This window comes from Paenibacillus sp. Y5S-9, assembly GCF_036894235.1.
Lineage (GTDB): Bacteria > Bacillota > Bacilli > Paenibacillales > Paenibacillaceae > Paenibacillus.
The window spans coordinates 4,666,922-4,680,562 of sequence record NZ_CP145887.1 but is presented as its reverse complement, the minus strand read 5'-3'; the positions used below and the strand labels follow the sequence as shown (position 1 = coordinate 4,680,562).

Genomic DNA, 13,641 nt, shown 5'->3' with positions numbered 1-13,641 from the left:
TTTAACAGCACTTATTATAGCATAAAAAGGCGGGTTTGCATGCCTGAGAAATACAAGTAATGGTCGAAATTTGCCATTCTGCCATGCATTATGCTATATATCATGCGATATTGAAGCACATTTCATGAGTTGTAAGCCAAAATAAGCAGGCCACCTCCATGCTTAGGTGCATGGGGTGGCCTTAATGATTTGTCGTATTGGAGGTCTTTTACATTAGGTTTTGAAGCGTTGAATCAGTTCCAATAGTTCCTGGGTAAGATTAGCGAGAGAGGCAGATGCCGCAGTAATTTCTTCCATGGATGCGAGTTGTTCTTCAGAGGCAGAGGCAACACGAGTTGCATGATCTGCTGTCTCATGACCAATGGTTTTGAGTTGCGCTAATGTGGCATCAACCTGCTGTGATCCAGCTGACATCTGCTGCGCAATGGCTGAGACATGCTCAATCTGCTCATTCACATCTGTAATCTGTGATGAAATGGAGAGGAAGAGTTCACCACTTTCATTAATCACTTCCGCTATATGACTCACCTCGGCATTCCCCTGTTCCATATTTTCAACGAGAGAAAGGACCTCTTGCTGAACGCTATGAATCAACGCTGCAATCTGCGCTGCTGATGTTCTGGATTGTTCAGCCAGATTACGGATCTCGGAAGCAACAACACCAAAGCCACGCCCGTGTTCACCTGCTCGTGATGCTTCAATGGAAGCGTTAAGGGCAAGAAGATTGGTTTGACGGCTAACTTCCGTGATCATGCCTGTAATATGGCCAATCTCTTCCGAACGTTGGCGGAAATTCTCCAGTGCGGTCACGGACGTCTGCACAGAAGAGGTGGCACTATCGACCATACGCATGGCGGACTGAATCTTATCGGTTCCAACCGTTGTTCGCTCAGCCACAGCTCGCGATGAATCCGATACATCGGAGGCGGCCTTTGCAATTCTTCCGATCCCTTCAGATATTTCATTCATGGAACGGGAGGACTCTTGCAGCTCCTGCACCTGTTTACCTGCTTTATCTGCAACTTCTACTCCTGTTAATACAATCAGTTCGGCTGCTTTACCTGTTTCTTCGGCACCTGCGGTCAATTGTTGAGAAGTGGAGCCGACAGATAAAGCATGTTCGGATATAACTGATATGGTATGTCGCAGTGTATCCATCATCTGATTCATATGACCCGCCATGACGCCAAATTCATCTTTGGATCGTACAGGTAACTTTTGTGTCAAATCTCCGCCAGCTAGCTGTCCAGCGACGATATTAACTTGATTCAGCTGCCTTACAATGGAGACGATAGTGTAGGTAACCACACCTGCAAGCAGAAGTACTGCCAGTCCGGCAATCAGTATGGACCAGTTCAAGCTGTCATAGAACGGTTGAAGGATGTGGCTCTTTGGCAGCGCCGATACAAGGTACCAGTTTGAATCCGTTCCTTGTAACCTGGCGGGCTCGGCAATAAACAGTTCTTCCCCTACTTCAGGGTCTGTAGCGTAAAACTGAGACTCACCAGATTGTATACGCTGAATGATCGTCTTCATTTCAGATGGAATTACGGCTCCTTCATTAGCCAGTTCCGGTTTGGAGCCGTGTGCAGCGATCTGTCCTTCGCTAGTAATAAGCATGGCATAACCCTGATCCGGATTAAGTGATGCTATATTTTGCTGAAAACGATCAATGGTAAAGTCGGCCCCAACAATGCCCAGAAAAGTATTGTTTTCATCTAATAGGGGGAGGACAATCGAAACGAGCAGTGTTTCTTTTCCACCAACCGTATAGGTAACAGGTTCGGACCAATAGATGGATTTGGTTTTCTTAGGTTGCTGATAGTAAGTACTAGTTTCACCGCTTCCCTCATAAGTAGGCATTGGCTCAAAATGCAGGGAGTTGCCATCGCGTATAACGTATGGAACGAATCGACCCGTAGCATCATCATATTCTTTTTTGTTGATGTGCTCCGCATCGTTTCCATCAAAGGCGTCAGGTTCCCAGCCCGTATAAAAGCCAAAAACTTTCTCGTCCTTTTTCAGATACTGTTCAAGGAGTCTGACGATATCTTCACGGTTGAGTGATCCGTTCTGAGCAGCATCCAATAACGTGGTACTCATGGTGTCCAACGTGTTTTTAACCTGATTAATGTCAGTCATAAACTCATTCGTAGCCCGGTTTGCTGCCTGTCCAGCAACGGTTTCGCCGTACTGGAGGCTTTTGTCGTAAATGGATTTGGTATTAAATGCAATCAGGGCTCCAATACAACAGAGTAATACGATACCGAGTAAAAGTCCAAGCTTAACAGCGAGCTTGCGATTGCGAAAAAAATGCATGTTTTAATCCCCCTCGATGTCATTCTTGTGATGTATATATGGATGTGTGCTTCTCCTGAAGGGAGTCTATATTTTATATCGTTATTTACGTTCCTATAATGAAGATAATTAAAAAAAAGCATAGAAAAACAGCCGCCGAGAAAATCTCGACAGCTGTTTGGATTGAAACTTTAATGTGATTGCAACGATTAACGGTTGTAGAACTCGACGATTTGTTTTTCATCGATGTCTTGGGACAATTCAGCACGCTCAGGCAAGCGGATGAATTTACCTTCTACAGCTGCTTCGTTGTATTCAACGTATGCTGGAAGATGCGAACGGCCTTCCAAAGCTTCTTTAACGGAAGAAAGAGCGCGGCTCTTCTCACGCAAGCCGATTACATCGCCAGTGCTTACTTGGTAAGAAGCGATATCGACTTTTTTGCCGTTTACAGTTACGTGACCGTGTGCTACCAACTGACGCGCTCCAGCGCGGGAGTTAGCAAACCCAAGGCGGTAAACGAGGTTGTCAAGGCGGCACTCAAGCAAGAACATGAAGTTCTCACCGGCAATACCTTGCATTTTTTGAGCTTTAGAGAACAGTGTGCGGAATTGCTTCTCGCCCAAACCGTACATGTGGCGCAATTTTTGTTTTTCTTGCAATTGCATACCGTAGTTGCTCATTTTTCTGCGTTGGTTAGCTCCGTGCTGACCTGGAGGGAAAGGACGTTTCAATTCTTTGCCTGTTCCGCTAAGGGAAATGCCGAGGCGACGGCTCAATTTAAATTTAGGACCAGTGTAACGTGCCATGTTTAAAGTAGCTCCTTTTTAGTTAAAGTTCATATTAGGGCTCTGTTTGCGCTCCAATTTGTTGATGCGGGCTTGGCCTCGCATAGAACGATCAGGAAAGTTCAGCCGCTGTCCTGAAAGCAACAAAAAGAATGAGGGTGACACAACCGGTAATGCCCAAATTTAAAGACCCATTAGTAGTCTTCATCAACAATTTATATTACAGTTTAAGATAAACAAAGTCAAGCGTAGAATAAAAGCAAAAAAACGTCTAAATTTGTCGATAGGTCATTGGGCCTAAAATAATGGGACAATTTTCTGAAATATGGATGCAAAAAAGCTTTAAACAGAGTAAAATAGATTGTATCTTAACTTTAAATCATCTTTATGTAACAAGGTTATCGCAACGAAATTGCAGGTTTGCGATAACGTCTGCAGATTAATGCATCCTGGTGGATGCAAAAACGGTGCAAAGGAGCGCCTGACATGTTAGAACATCTAAGAAGTTTACCTGCCAGCTTGAATTCACGAAGTTCGGGCGATTCCGCATCTTTTGCCGCTCCTCGTTCTCATGAAGAGCATGTGTTGTGGATGCAAAAAATGGATATCACACCTTTTGATTTTTCATATTTGGGCAGCTTGCTAGAGCAGGCATACAGTGACTGGAACTCCAGAGTGGGTTCAAGGCTGGCCAGAACATCAACCTTTTACAGCGTGTGGAACACGGAAGGCGATTGCATAGGATACGATAGCGATCATGAAGCTAATCCGGGCGTAAATGCACGCAGGCTGGTATTGGAATGTTTGGATAAGAAACAGGTCCTGTCTCTTAAAGGGACAAGCGAACACGGAGAATATCTTATAATAACACATCCCTTATTTTCCAGAACAAACAAGGATATGTTTGCCGTATTCACTGCTGTGATCTATGAATCCAATGGATATGAAACGTCTGAAGCTGTGGTTCAATCTGAGGCATTGCATTATCGCACCTGCTTTTACCGAAGATTTGAATACATATTTATGACGGACCTGTTACATGCTCATGAACAAACAGCCCGTGAGGAACACCGGAGGTCCATCCTCTTTCAGATTGTTCAGCGAATGCATGACAAAATGGATGTCGAGGCCATATTGGATGAGGTATTTGACAGTATGGACTACTTGTACCCGGCCACTTATATCAAATTGTATATGTCTCAGGATCAGAGCAACTCTGATCCACGGATTAAACCGTTGCTTGTTCACGAGCGAGGAGAAGATATTTGTGTGCGTTCATTTATGGAAGGTAAGCTGATCGTTGCTCGCTCAGATGATGTAGAGAACCGCATTGTAGATGTAGGGATTCCGCTGAAAGGCAAACAAGGAATATACGGTGTGTTCCATATCGAAATGAATGAAGAGATTATGGAAGAATCGGACTTGCAATTGATTACGATGATGGTAGACACTGCAGGAACGGCCTTTGAGAACGCCAAGTTGCATGAACAATCCAATATGTTAATTCAGGAACTTCGTTTAATTAATGATCTTACACAGCGGTTGAACAAAAGCCTGCATCTTTCGGAGATTTATCAACTATCCGAGCAAGAGTTAAAGGAAATATTCCAGGCTGAAACGTGTTGCATTCTTCAACTCAATGAAAGTACCAATGACTTCGAAGTCATGTCCTCTAACGTGAAAGATGTTTTTCACCAATCCTTTTCTGTAGACTACGGTATCGCAGGCTTGGTGTATCGAACAGAGGAACCGCTTATTATAGCCAATTATGCGCAATTTGATAAGGTGTCCTCCTTTTTCATGGAAGATACGGGATCCATGTCACTGATTGCATCACCGATCAGAGTCAATGGTGAAGTGAAGGGTGCCATTTTGCTTGGACACAGTAGAGAGCACTACTTTTCATATGATAACTATCGGCTTTTGCAGATGTTATCCATTCATATCGGGCTTGCCCTGTCAAATGCCACGCTGCATGCCGAGGTTCGGCGCTTGGCTAATCTGGATATGTTGACAGGTCTGTACGTGAGGCATTATCTGGATAGTGTGATTCACGAGCGACAGGCTCATGAATTCTGTGGCTCCCTCATTGTGGTGGATATTGATCAGTTCAAACAGGTGAATGATACATTTGGACACCAGACGGGGGATCAAGTATTGAAGCAAGTGAGTGAGATCGTCACCAGCTCTGTTCGCTCGGAGGATGTCTGCGCCAGATGGGGTGGAGAAGAACTGGCGATCTATATGCCACAGGTGAGTGTAAGGCAAGCGTTAGATTATGCGGAAGTGATTCGAAAGAGAGTCGCAGAAGAGACGAGACCGCCCGTTACGGTATCCAGTGGCATCGCAGAGTGGAATTGGATGGATGAAAAGGTCAGTGTAGAGTCCTTGTTTTATCGGGCTGATATGGCTTTGTACAGCGCCAAGAATGGTGGTCGTAACAGAATCGTTGTAGAGGAACAGGATGTAACTCGTTAAGAGAGAACAATTCCAATTGCGGAGTCGTTCTCTTTTTTTGTGCATTGGAGATCAAGTTGTGTATAGAAGGAAGTATAAGCGTATACGGGCAGGGCAATCTATGGAGAAAGTTCACGGAAGGGTGAAGATAGACATGTTTAACCGCCATTCGGTACGTACATTATGGTTATTTGTGAGCATTGTGATTATTGGTGTTCCGGGTTGTGGATTCATCCAGCGAGATCGAACGCCTGAAGAGGTTTTTTCCTTGGCTTTATCCGGGATAGCGGGAAAAGAAACGTTGAGTTTTGAAGGAGAGGCAGGACTTCGACGGGAGAACAGCGGACTGTTTGAGAATCAGTTCAAATTTGAAGGCAAGCTGGAGAATCATGATCGTCTGACCCTTCAGACCCGATTACCTGGAGAAGTAACTGCTGTGGGGACAGGCATTCAAACGTCTGCCGTAAAAAATAATGGACAGCCCAGTGGGTTTAGCGCTTCTTTCGAGCGGAAACAAGGGCAATGGATGGCATTGTCGGCGCAGCATGAGCCGCTGCGAGGGTCTCTTTCTCGTTTTAATCCAATTGCTCAAATGGAGAAGATCGATAAGATGAACAAAACTATTCAATCCGAGTATGGGGATGGTCGTCGAACCAGAACATTACGGATTGAACTTGCACCGGAAGACGCCAAATCATGGGCTGTAGCCCAGCTAAACGACGAGATGAACGCCATTCGGGCAGAATATATGCATAAGGCAGCTACGGTGAAAGGGGCGCGTAAGGAGCAGCTTGAGAAGGATCTGGAGAAAGTTTGGAAACAGGGTGAAACAACGATGCAACAGATGATGAAACAAGCGAGCGTGCAGACAGTATATCATCTCACGGTAGATCGGAAGAGCAGTCTGCCTCTTCGCTTATCCTCTGAAAGTCAGATGAGTTACACGGACAACAACCGTAAAAGTAACAAAGAAGCCCTTGTCACCGATGTAAACTTCAAGTCATATCAATAAACGAAGTGAGGGACTGCCTGCTGACGGGATGACTGTTCGCGTGCTACAATAGTATCGTAATTTACCGTTGTTCAATTCAAGTATGGCAGATGACAGGAGGATTTTACCAAGATGAAAGACCCAAGAATTCAAAAGCTTGCAGCAAACCTGGTGGGCTATTCAGTAGATGTACAGCCTGGTGAAAATGTATTGGTTGAGATGATTGGATCGGAACGTGATCTGATTAACGCCATTATCGAAGAGGTAGGCAAAAAAGGTGGTAACGTCTTTGTACAGTTGACTGATAAAACCGTACAGCGTGCGATGCTGAAAAATGCCACAGAAGAAATGATGAAAACATGGGCAGAGATTGATCTGAACCGGATGAAACAGATGGATTGTTATATCGGTATTCGTGCGGGAGAAAATGTGAATGATCTGTCCGATGTGCCGGAAGAAAAAATGAAAATGTACAATTCGTTGTACTCCCACCCGGTACATAGTGAACAACGTGTCAAACATACGAAATGGGTTGTGCTTCGTTACCCTAACGCAAGTATGGCGCAACTCGCCAACACAAGTACAGAAGCGTTCGAAGATTTCTACTTCGACGTATGTAACCTGGATTACGCCAAAATGGACAAAGCGCAGGACTCGCTCGCTAATCTGATGAAGCGGACGGACAAAGTTCGTATAACCGGACCAGGAACAGAACTGAGCTTCTCCATTAAAGATATCGGTGCAGAGAAATGTTCTGGCCAAAAAAATATTCCGGATGGCGAAGTGTACAGTGCGCCTGTGCGCAATTCCGTGAACGGAACGATTAGTTATAACACGCCAACGTTGTATAACGGAGTGACATTTGAAAATATCAAGTTCACGTTCGAGAATGGAAAAATCATTGAAGCGACAAGCAACGATACAGAGCGTTTGAATGAAATCCTGAATTCGGATGAGGGTGCTCGTCATATCGGTGAATTCGCGATCGGATTCAACCCGCATATTCTGCATCCGATGAAAGATATCCTGTTCGATGAAAAAATCGCAGGCAGCTTGCACTTTACACCAGGTCAGGCTTACGAAGAAACAGACAATGGCAACCGCTCATCCATCCACTGGGATCTGGTGTTGATCCAGCGTCCAGATTATGGCGGCGGAGAGATTTATTTTGACGACGTGCTGATTCGTAAAGACGGTATCTTTGTTATTCCTGAGCTGGAATGCCTGAACCCGGACCGTTTGAAATAGGAACAGGATTTTGCTGTTGCTAGGAAAGCGGATTCAAGGTATCATGTAGTGGTAATTAATAGATGATACCAATAGTAAAAAGACGGAGGGATTCCTATGTCGAGTAATAACGCGGCTGTAGTGGAAATTGCTCAAACAGCAGGCAAGTTTACTTCTTCAATCGTGCTTCATTCGGAGAACAAGTATATCGATGTGAAAAGTATTCTCGGATTGTTTACAACGCTGATCAGCACGCACAGCTATGAACTGCATGTTCATGGTCCAGATGCAGTTGAAGCAAAAGCAGCCATGTCAGAAGTATTTGCCAAGCATGGACTGAATGTAAGCATCGCATCTGAGTAATAGCTATCAAGAAGCACCTTTGCCTTTTTAGGCAGGGGTGTTTTTTGGCATGGAATGATCTGAATACTCGTCTGGACGGGACTGGAACAGGTGGATTATGCTTCAACAGAAGGCTTAACTTTGCGGGCTTATTTTGGTCAGGTTCTTGTATTAGCTCTTCATTTCGTCTAATATTAGAGGTAGAACGTCTTTACGCGATTTTTGGGACATAGGGGGGAAAAATGCATGACTTCATCTGATCTGCAGGACCAGCTGAATTTGAAAGCGATCAGTCTTCTTCAAGAAGATGCAGATAAAATACAGAAGCTTATTGAAGTACAGATGGAGAATCTGGCTACCCGCTACTGCCCTCTCTATGAGGAAGTATTGGATACACAGATGTATGGGTTCTCCAAGGAAGTTGATTTTGCTGTTCGTGCAGGGCTCCTTCCAGAAGGTGCAGGTAAGCAGCTGGTTAGCGCGCTTGAGCGGAATTTGGCAATTCTATATGAAGCCTTGAACAAGAAGAATGAGCAATAGCCTGCAAATGCGCGGGTCAGAATAGAAGGCATGCAGGCGTCTATGCATGCTTTTTTTGTGCGTCTGAACGGGATGGGGATGCAAGCCAGCCGGAAGGCGTATACAAGCAAAGAGACAGCACCGAAGGTAAATTCGGGCTGCCTCTGTGGCTTGTTTATTTTTAACGATGGCTACGTGAGGACCTGGTTACACCAGGAAGAAGGATACACCGAGTATGATATATACCACGAGCAGGAGTAGACCTTCGTACCAATTCGTTGAACCATCTTGGGTAATGGACTTTGCAATAAATACGGATACGCCGATGGCGACCAGTTCAATCGTTGTAAATACGATATCCATGGTTCTGCCTGTGAAGTAGCTGACAAAAATCAGAACAGGAGCGACGAAGAGCGCGATCTGCAAGCTGCTGCCAACCGCAATCTCGACGGCTGCTCCGATTTTATTTTTCATGGCAAGCATGATGGCTGCACTATGTTCGGCCGCGTTACCGATGATGGCGACAAGGAATGCACCGACAAACAGTTCGCTAAGTCCAAATTCCGAAGTGAAGACTTCGAGCGTGCCCACCAACCATTCACTGACGAAAGCAACCATTACTGTTGCGAGCACCAGGTAGAGAATAGATTTTTTCTTGGACCACGCCGGAGCATGCTCATGAGGTAGCTCTTCATCGCGATCCTCAGTGACGTCTGCAAGGTAGTTCTTATGCGTCACCATGGAGAATAGCAACCAGGCAATATACGCGAGGATGAGCAATCCGGCCACGATGAGACTAAGTGTATTGGTGTCTTTCTGTGTAATGGAATGTGTATTGAGAAAGACTGCCGGGATAAACAGGGCAATGATGGCAACAATCATCAGGGAACCATTCAGACCTGCGAGTGAAACATTATAATTCTGGATTTTGAACTTGAGTCCTCCGGCAAAAATACTTAACCCGAGCACTAACAGCAGATTTCCGATGATGGAGCCTGTCAGACTTGCTTTGACCATGTCGAACAGTCCCTCTTTCACGAGGAAAATGGCGATGATCAATTCGGCGGCATTGCCGAAGGTGGCATTCAAGAATCCACCCAGCCGCTGTCCGGCGTAGTGGGCAACATTTTCGGTGGCTTTGCCTAAAAAACCGGCCACAAAAATAACCGAAATGGCTGATATCACGAACTGTAGAATCGAATCCCATTTCATGTAGTGGGCGATGGCACTGAGTGCAAAGAACGCAATCAGCAAAATGGATGAAATCCGGTTTCTCACAACAAACACCTCGGTTATAAATTATTTTGTTTTGAATTGCATTGTAAATCGCTTATGAGATTATTTTCATATTTCAATATAACCAAATGGTGGTAGGTTGTAAACGCATCTTTTTGAGTTTAATTTGCTTTTTGGGGTGGAAAGGATTTAAAATACGAGTAACGAAGTGAAGGAGGATGTGGCATGGCAGAACAACTTCAACTGGAGAGCGGAAACATCCGGATTGCCGATGACGTGGTTGCAAAAATTGCCGGAATGGCTGCAATGGAAACGCCCGGAATTGCCGCAATGTCTGGAGGATTGTCAGAGGGCTGGGCGAAGCGACTCAGCGGTAAAAACGTACAGAAAGGCGTGAGCGTTGAGGTCGGCCAGCTGGAAGCAGCCATTGACCTGCGCATCATCGTCCTGTACGAAACCCCGATTCATGAAGTTTCCCGTATGCTTCAGCAGAATGTAAGAGAAGCGGTAGAGACCATGACCGGATTACGCGTGGTTGAAGTCAATGTAAAGGTAGAAGGCGTATCTTTCAAAGGCGACGATCTGTAGAATTCGCAATCCGCAATGGGGGACAGAGCTACATTGACCTGTTCTTCATCTTGATAGACAGAGTTTACTCAGTACACAGAAAAAGGCTGCGCATCCATTGGGTGCACAGCCTTTTTTGTGTTGCTTTTTTATCGAATCCGACGGATGGACTCCCGTGAACGAAGAGCAGGAGAGGTGCGAGTCTGTGTCTGTACAGTCACGGACTTCGTTTTCTCTTCCTTGATCACGTCCAGATTGTTGGTACGTGAGATACTGAGCAGAATGCCCATGGCAACCATCATTACAAAGAGTGAGGTACCCCCATAACTGATAAATGGAAGCGTGACCCCCGTCACCGGAATGGTCTGAGTTACACCACCAATGTTGATAAATGCCTGAATCGCGATCAGTCCCATGATACCTATGCCGACCAATGTTCCGAATGGATCGGGACAGCGAAGAGAGACAATGATTCCTCGCCAGATGAAGTACAGGTAAACAAGCAGGAATAATGCACTTCCGATGAATCCAAGCTCCTCACCAATTACGGAGAAAATAAAGTCATTATACGCGTTTGGCAAATAGTGCAGCTTAATCGTGCCTTGTCCAATACCAGAGCCGGTGATGCCTCCATCCCCGATGGCAACAAGGGAGCGTAAGAGGTTAAGGCTTCCATTCGTTGGATCTGAAAGTGGGTCTAGGAAGGCCTGTATCCGATCCATCTTGTAGCTCTGCTTCGCTTCCGTTAGAGACACTGTTGCACTGTCCGGAGAAGATACGGAGGAGAAAAGGGCATTAGCCCCGAGCGCGAGCGCTCCTCCCAAAACAACCAGTAGAATGGAGCCCATGATATGCTTCATACTCGCGCCGCCTGCATAGATGACCAGACCGCAAGTAGCCACAAGAATGAAGCATGTACCAAAGTCAGGTTGCAGCATAATCAGTCCGGCAATGAAACCAACAATGACCAGCACAGGGATATATCCGGTCTTGAGATCCCTGAAGCGTTCCCCTTTTTTGGTGATCAATGCAGCAAGGTACAGAATAATAGCAATTTTGGCAAACTCGGCAGGCTGGACGCTGAATCCAAAGATGCGAATCCAGCTTCGTGCACCGTTCAACATCGCGCCTGAGATCAAAACAATCACCAGCATGACCGTAGTGAGCAGGAAAAAGGGTGCATAGAGCTTTTTGTACTTGTTGAAGCGGATATTCATGGCAAAAAACATACCAAATAGACCGATAATCGCCCACATAAGTTGTTTTTTCGTGAAGTAAAGGGCATCATTGTTAAATTTATCGCTTGCGATTGCAATGCTGGAACTGGAGCTGAATACCATCACCAGTCCAAAGCCCACCAACAATAAAGTGAGGATTAGCAGTTGAAAATCCGGCGTGCCTCTCTTCGTTTTCGTTTGGGCCGTTTGTTGTTTCATCGTTTGGCCCAGCCTATGCTTCCAGCAGTTCTTTGAGCTGCTGTAATTTTTGGGCTGCCAGCTTCACGACTGGTTGCGGAACGGAAGAGTCATAATCCAGGCCGTGAGGGAAAGTGGCTTTGCCGAGGTATACTGCTTCCACAGCAAGAACGGTATCCGGTTTTTCCAATTTGCCTTCCACAGCGCGGGTATTAATGCGTACAAAGTATTCTGAGTTGGTTTGATCATCTTCAATTTTGTAGTCATATGTAGCACGGTAATATTCCCATTGCCACCGGACAAATCCGACTTTCTCGGCGCTCTCATCCAGGTATGCCAAGTCGCTCTTCAAGCCATCCAAGCCTGTATTCTCAAAAATCATAAGCGTTTGATCCTCCTCATAAGCTTCCGAGTATAATTTCTCGAGTATTTCTCTAGTTCATGATAGTATGTTTCCCCTTCCCGTGCAAGCTTTCCAAAGGCGTTTCGTATCGGTTTTCTTCCAATTCTGCTACAATATACAGCAATAGGTTTGAAGAGGAAGGTTCGGGCTTGACACAAGTCCCGTTCAAGATTGAAAGGGTGGAGAGAAATGACTAATAATATATGGTGGGAAGATCTGCAGATCCACATGGTGGAATGGCGGCGTCACCTTCATCGCAATCCAGAGGTTTCCTTTCATGAGGAGAAGACATCCTCTTTTGTAGCGGATATGTTGGAGAGTTTTGGCGTGGAAGTGAGGCGTCATGTTGGTGGTCACGGGGTCATCGGTACCCTTCGTGGGGACAAGCCGGGTCCTGTCGTCATGCTGCGAGCTGATATGGACGCACTTCCAATTCAGGATGAAAAGAATATCGAGTATGCATCACAACAAGCAGGAGCGATGCATGCATGCGGCCACGATGGTCATATCTCAATCCTGCTCGGTACGGCATTGTATTTTAGCCGTCACAAGCAGGAGATCCGAGGCGAGATTCGTTTTTTGTTCCAGCCAGCAGAAGAACTGCTTCCGGGCGGTGCAGTCCAGGTCATTGCGGATGGTGCGCTTGAAGGCGTGGATGTCATATATGGCATTCATCTGTGGACCCCGCTGCCTGTAGGTGTGGTTGCCAGCAAAGCAGGACCGATGATGGCTGCGGCGGACGATTTTTACATTGAGATCAAAGGTAAAGGTGGACATGGCGGGATGCCGCAATCCACGATAGATAGTCTTATTGCGGGTTCTGCGCTTGTGATGCAGCTTCAGACCGTTGTCAGTCGTTCGGTGGATCCATTACAACCGGCGGTGCTGACCATTGGTACAATGCAGGCAGGATCGGCTCAGAATGTAATTGCAGAGCAATGCAAAATGAGCGGTACGGTAAGAACGTTTGATGAAGAGACCCGAAACGGGATGAAAGAGCGCGTGCTTACCATGGTAGCCCAGACAGGGGCAGCGTATGGGGCAGAGACGCAAGTGAAATATATTATGGGATATCCGCCTGTGGTGAATGATGAACAGGAGACAGCGCGTTTCTTTAGAGAAGCTACAGAATTATTTGGAGCAGAACGAGTGCAAGCATCCCCGATGCTGATGCCAGCGGAAGACTTCGCGTATTATCTGCAAAAGGTTCCAGGGTGCTTTATGTTTGTTGGAGCAGGCAACCCGGATAAAAATGCGATCTATCCGCATCATCATCCGATGTTTGATTTTGATGAAGACGCGATGCAGACTGCCGTGAGATTATTTATCGCCATGGCCAAGGGTTACACAGCCGAATGACTTTATAGCTAGTTGGGCATCCTGTTCATATCAAGGTAT

Annotated in this window: 12 protein-coding genes; 7 read left to right on the top strand and 5 right to left on the bottom strand. The window is 45.9% G+C overall.

The genetic code is table 11. The annotated features are described in order from the left end of the window. Positions 1–213: 213 nt before the first annotated feature. Entirely contained in the window at positions 214–2,319 is a 2,106-nt protein-coding gene (locus tag V6669_RS20625) for a methyl-accepting chemotaxis protein (RefSeq protein WP_338587878.1), read from the bottom strand. A 188-nt stretch (positions 2,320–2,507) separates the two neighbouring features. Further along, positions 2,508–3,107: a 30S ribosomal protein S4 gene (gene rpsD, locus V6669_RS20620; RefSeq protein ID WP_062835377.1), complete on the bottom strand. Its 600-nt coding sequence runs from the start codon at positions 3,105–3,107 to the stop codon at positions 2,508–2,510. Positions 3,108–3,572: 465 nt separating this feature from the next. Here rpsD and V6669_RS20615 point away from each other — a divergent pair, with 465 nt between their 5' ends. From V6669_RS20615 to V6669_RS20595, 5 genes are all read left to right on the top strand, one after another. Then, positions 3,573–5,564, top strand: a complete 1,992-nt coding sequence (locus V6669_RS20615; protein WP_338587877.1) for a sensor domain-containing diguanylate cyclase — start codon at positions 3,573–3,575, stop codon at positions 5,562–5,564. A gap of 133 nt (positions 5,565–5,697) precedes the next feature. After that, positions 5,698–6,555: a hypothetical protein gene (locus V6669_RS20610; RefSeq protein WP_338587876.1), complete on the top strand. Its 858-nt coding sequence runs from the start codon at positions 5,698–5,700 to the stop codon at positions 6,553–6,555. Between the two features lie 111 nt (positions 6,556–6,666). Next, positions 6,667–7,782 (top strand): aminopeptidase, encoded by a 1,116-nt coding sequence (locus V6669_RS20605; protein ID WP_076211404.1) that lies wholly within the window; start codon positions 6,667–6,669, stop codon positions 7,780–7,782. A 96-nt stretch (positions 7,783–7,878) separates the two neighbouring features. After that, a complete protein-coding gene (locus tag V6669_RS20600) occupies positions 7,879–8,124 on the top strand; it encodes an HPr family phosphocarrier protein (protein WP_036614658.1) in 246 nt (81 codons plus the stop codon). 225 nt (positions 8,125–8,349) lie between these two features. Then, positions 8,350–8,643: a YlaN family protein gene (locus V6669_RS20595; RefSeq protein WP_017687426.1), complete on the top strand. Its 294-nt coding sequence runs from the start codon at positions 8,350–8,352 to the stop codon at positions 8,641–8,643. Between the two features lie 186 nt (positions 8,644–8,829). Here V6669_RS20595 and cax read toward each other — a convergent pair whose 3' ends face one another. Then, positions 8,830–9,900 carry a calcium/proton exchanger gene (gene cax, locus V6669_RS20590; protein ID WP_074095776.1) on the bottom strand — a complete coding sequence of 357 codons (1,071 nt, stop codon included), beginning with the start codon at positions 9,898–9,900 and terminating at the stop codon, positions 8,830–8,832. Positions 9,901–10,083: 183 nt separating this feature from the next. Here cax and V6669_RS20585 point away from each other — a divergent pair, with 183 nt between their 5' ends. After that, positions 10,084–10,446 (top strand): Asp23/Gls24 family envelope stress response protein, encoded by a 363-nt coding sequence (locus V6669_RS20585; protein WP_017687428.1) that lies wholly within the window; start codon positions 10,084–10,086, stop codon positions 10,444–10,446. A 128-nt stretch (positions 10,447–10,574) separates the two neighbouring features. Here V6669_RS20585 and ftsW read toward each other — a convergent pair whose 3' ends face one another. Both ftsW and V6669_RS20575 read right to left on the bottom strand, forming a co-directional pair. Further along, positions 10,575–11,861: a putative lipid II flippase FtsW gene (ftsW, locus tag V6669_RS20580; RefSeq protein WP_338587874.1), complete on the bottom strand. Its 1,287-nt coding sequence runs from the start codon at positions 11,859–11,861 to the stop codon at positions 10,575–10,577. A gap of 13 nt (positions 11,862–11,874) precedes the next feature. Then, positions 11,875–12,222 carry a YugN family protein gene (locus V6669_RS20575; RefSeq protein ID WP_338587873.1) on the bottom strand — a complete coding sequence of 116 codons (348 nt, stop codon included), beginning with the start codon at positions 12,220–12,222 and terminating at the stop codon, positions 11,875–11,877. A 210-nt stretch (positions 12,223–12,432) separates the two neighbouring features. On the opposite strand from V6669_RS20575, the gene V6669_RS20570 reads away from it, so the two are divergent. Continuing rightward, positions 12,433–13,602, top strand: a complete 1,170-nt coding sequence (locus V6669_RS20570; RefSeq protein ID WP_338587872.1) for a M20 family metallopeptidase — start codon at positions 12,433–12,435, stop codon at positions 13,600–13,602. The last annotated feature ends 39 nt before the right edge of the window (positions 13,603–13,641 follow it).

Excerpts from the sequence above, each read along its gene's own strand:
- V6669_RS20615 (WP_338587877.1), top strand. The coding sequence starts at position 3,573 with ATGTTAGAACATCTAAGAAGTTTACCTGCCAGCTTGAATTCACGAAGT.
- V6669_RS20575 (WP_338587873.1), bottom strand. The coding sequence starts at position 12,222 with ATGATTTTTGAGAATACAGGCTTGGATGGCTTGAAGAGCGACTTGGCA.
- V6669_RS20600 (WP_036614658.1), top strand. The coding sequence starts at position 7,879 with ATGTCGAGTAATAACGCGGCTGTAGTGGAAATTGCTCAAACAGCAGGC.
- V6669_RS20625 (WP_338587878.1), bottom strand. The coding sequence starts at position 2,319 with ATGCATTTTTTTCGCAATCGCAAGCTCGCTGTTAAGCTTGGACTTTTA.
- V6669_RS20595 (WP_017687426.1), top strand. The coding sequence starts at position 8,350 with ATGACTTCATCTGATCTGCAGGACCAGCTGAATTTGAAAGCGATCAGT.
- rpsD (WP_062835377.1), bottom strand. The coding sequence starts at position 3,107 with ATGGCACGTTACACTGGTCCTAAATTTAAATTGAGCCGTCGCCTCGGC.
- V6669_RS20570 (WP_338587872.1), top strand. The coding sequence starts at position 12,433 with ATGACTAATAATATATGGTGGGAAGATCTGCAGATCCACATGGTGGAA.
- V6669_RS20585 (WP_017687428.1), top strand. The coding sequence starts at position 10,084 with ATGGCAGAACAACTTCAACTGGAGAGCGGAAACATCCGGATTGCCGAT.
- V6669_RS20605 (WP_076211404.1), top strand. The coding sequence starts at position 6,667 with ATGAAAGACCCAAGAATTCAAAAGCTTGCAGCAAACCTGGTGGGCTAT.
- ftsW (WP_338587874.1), bottom strand. The coding sequence starts at position 11,861 with ATGAAACAACAAACGGCCCAAACGAAAACGAAGAGAGGCACGCCGGAT.
- V6669_RS20610 (WP_338587876.1), top strand. The coding sequence starts at position 5,698 with ATGTTTAACCGCCATTCGGTACGTACATTATGGTTATTTGTGAGCATT.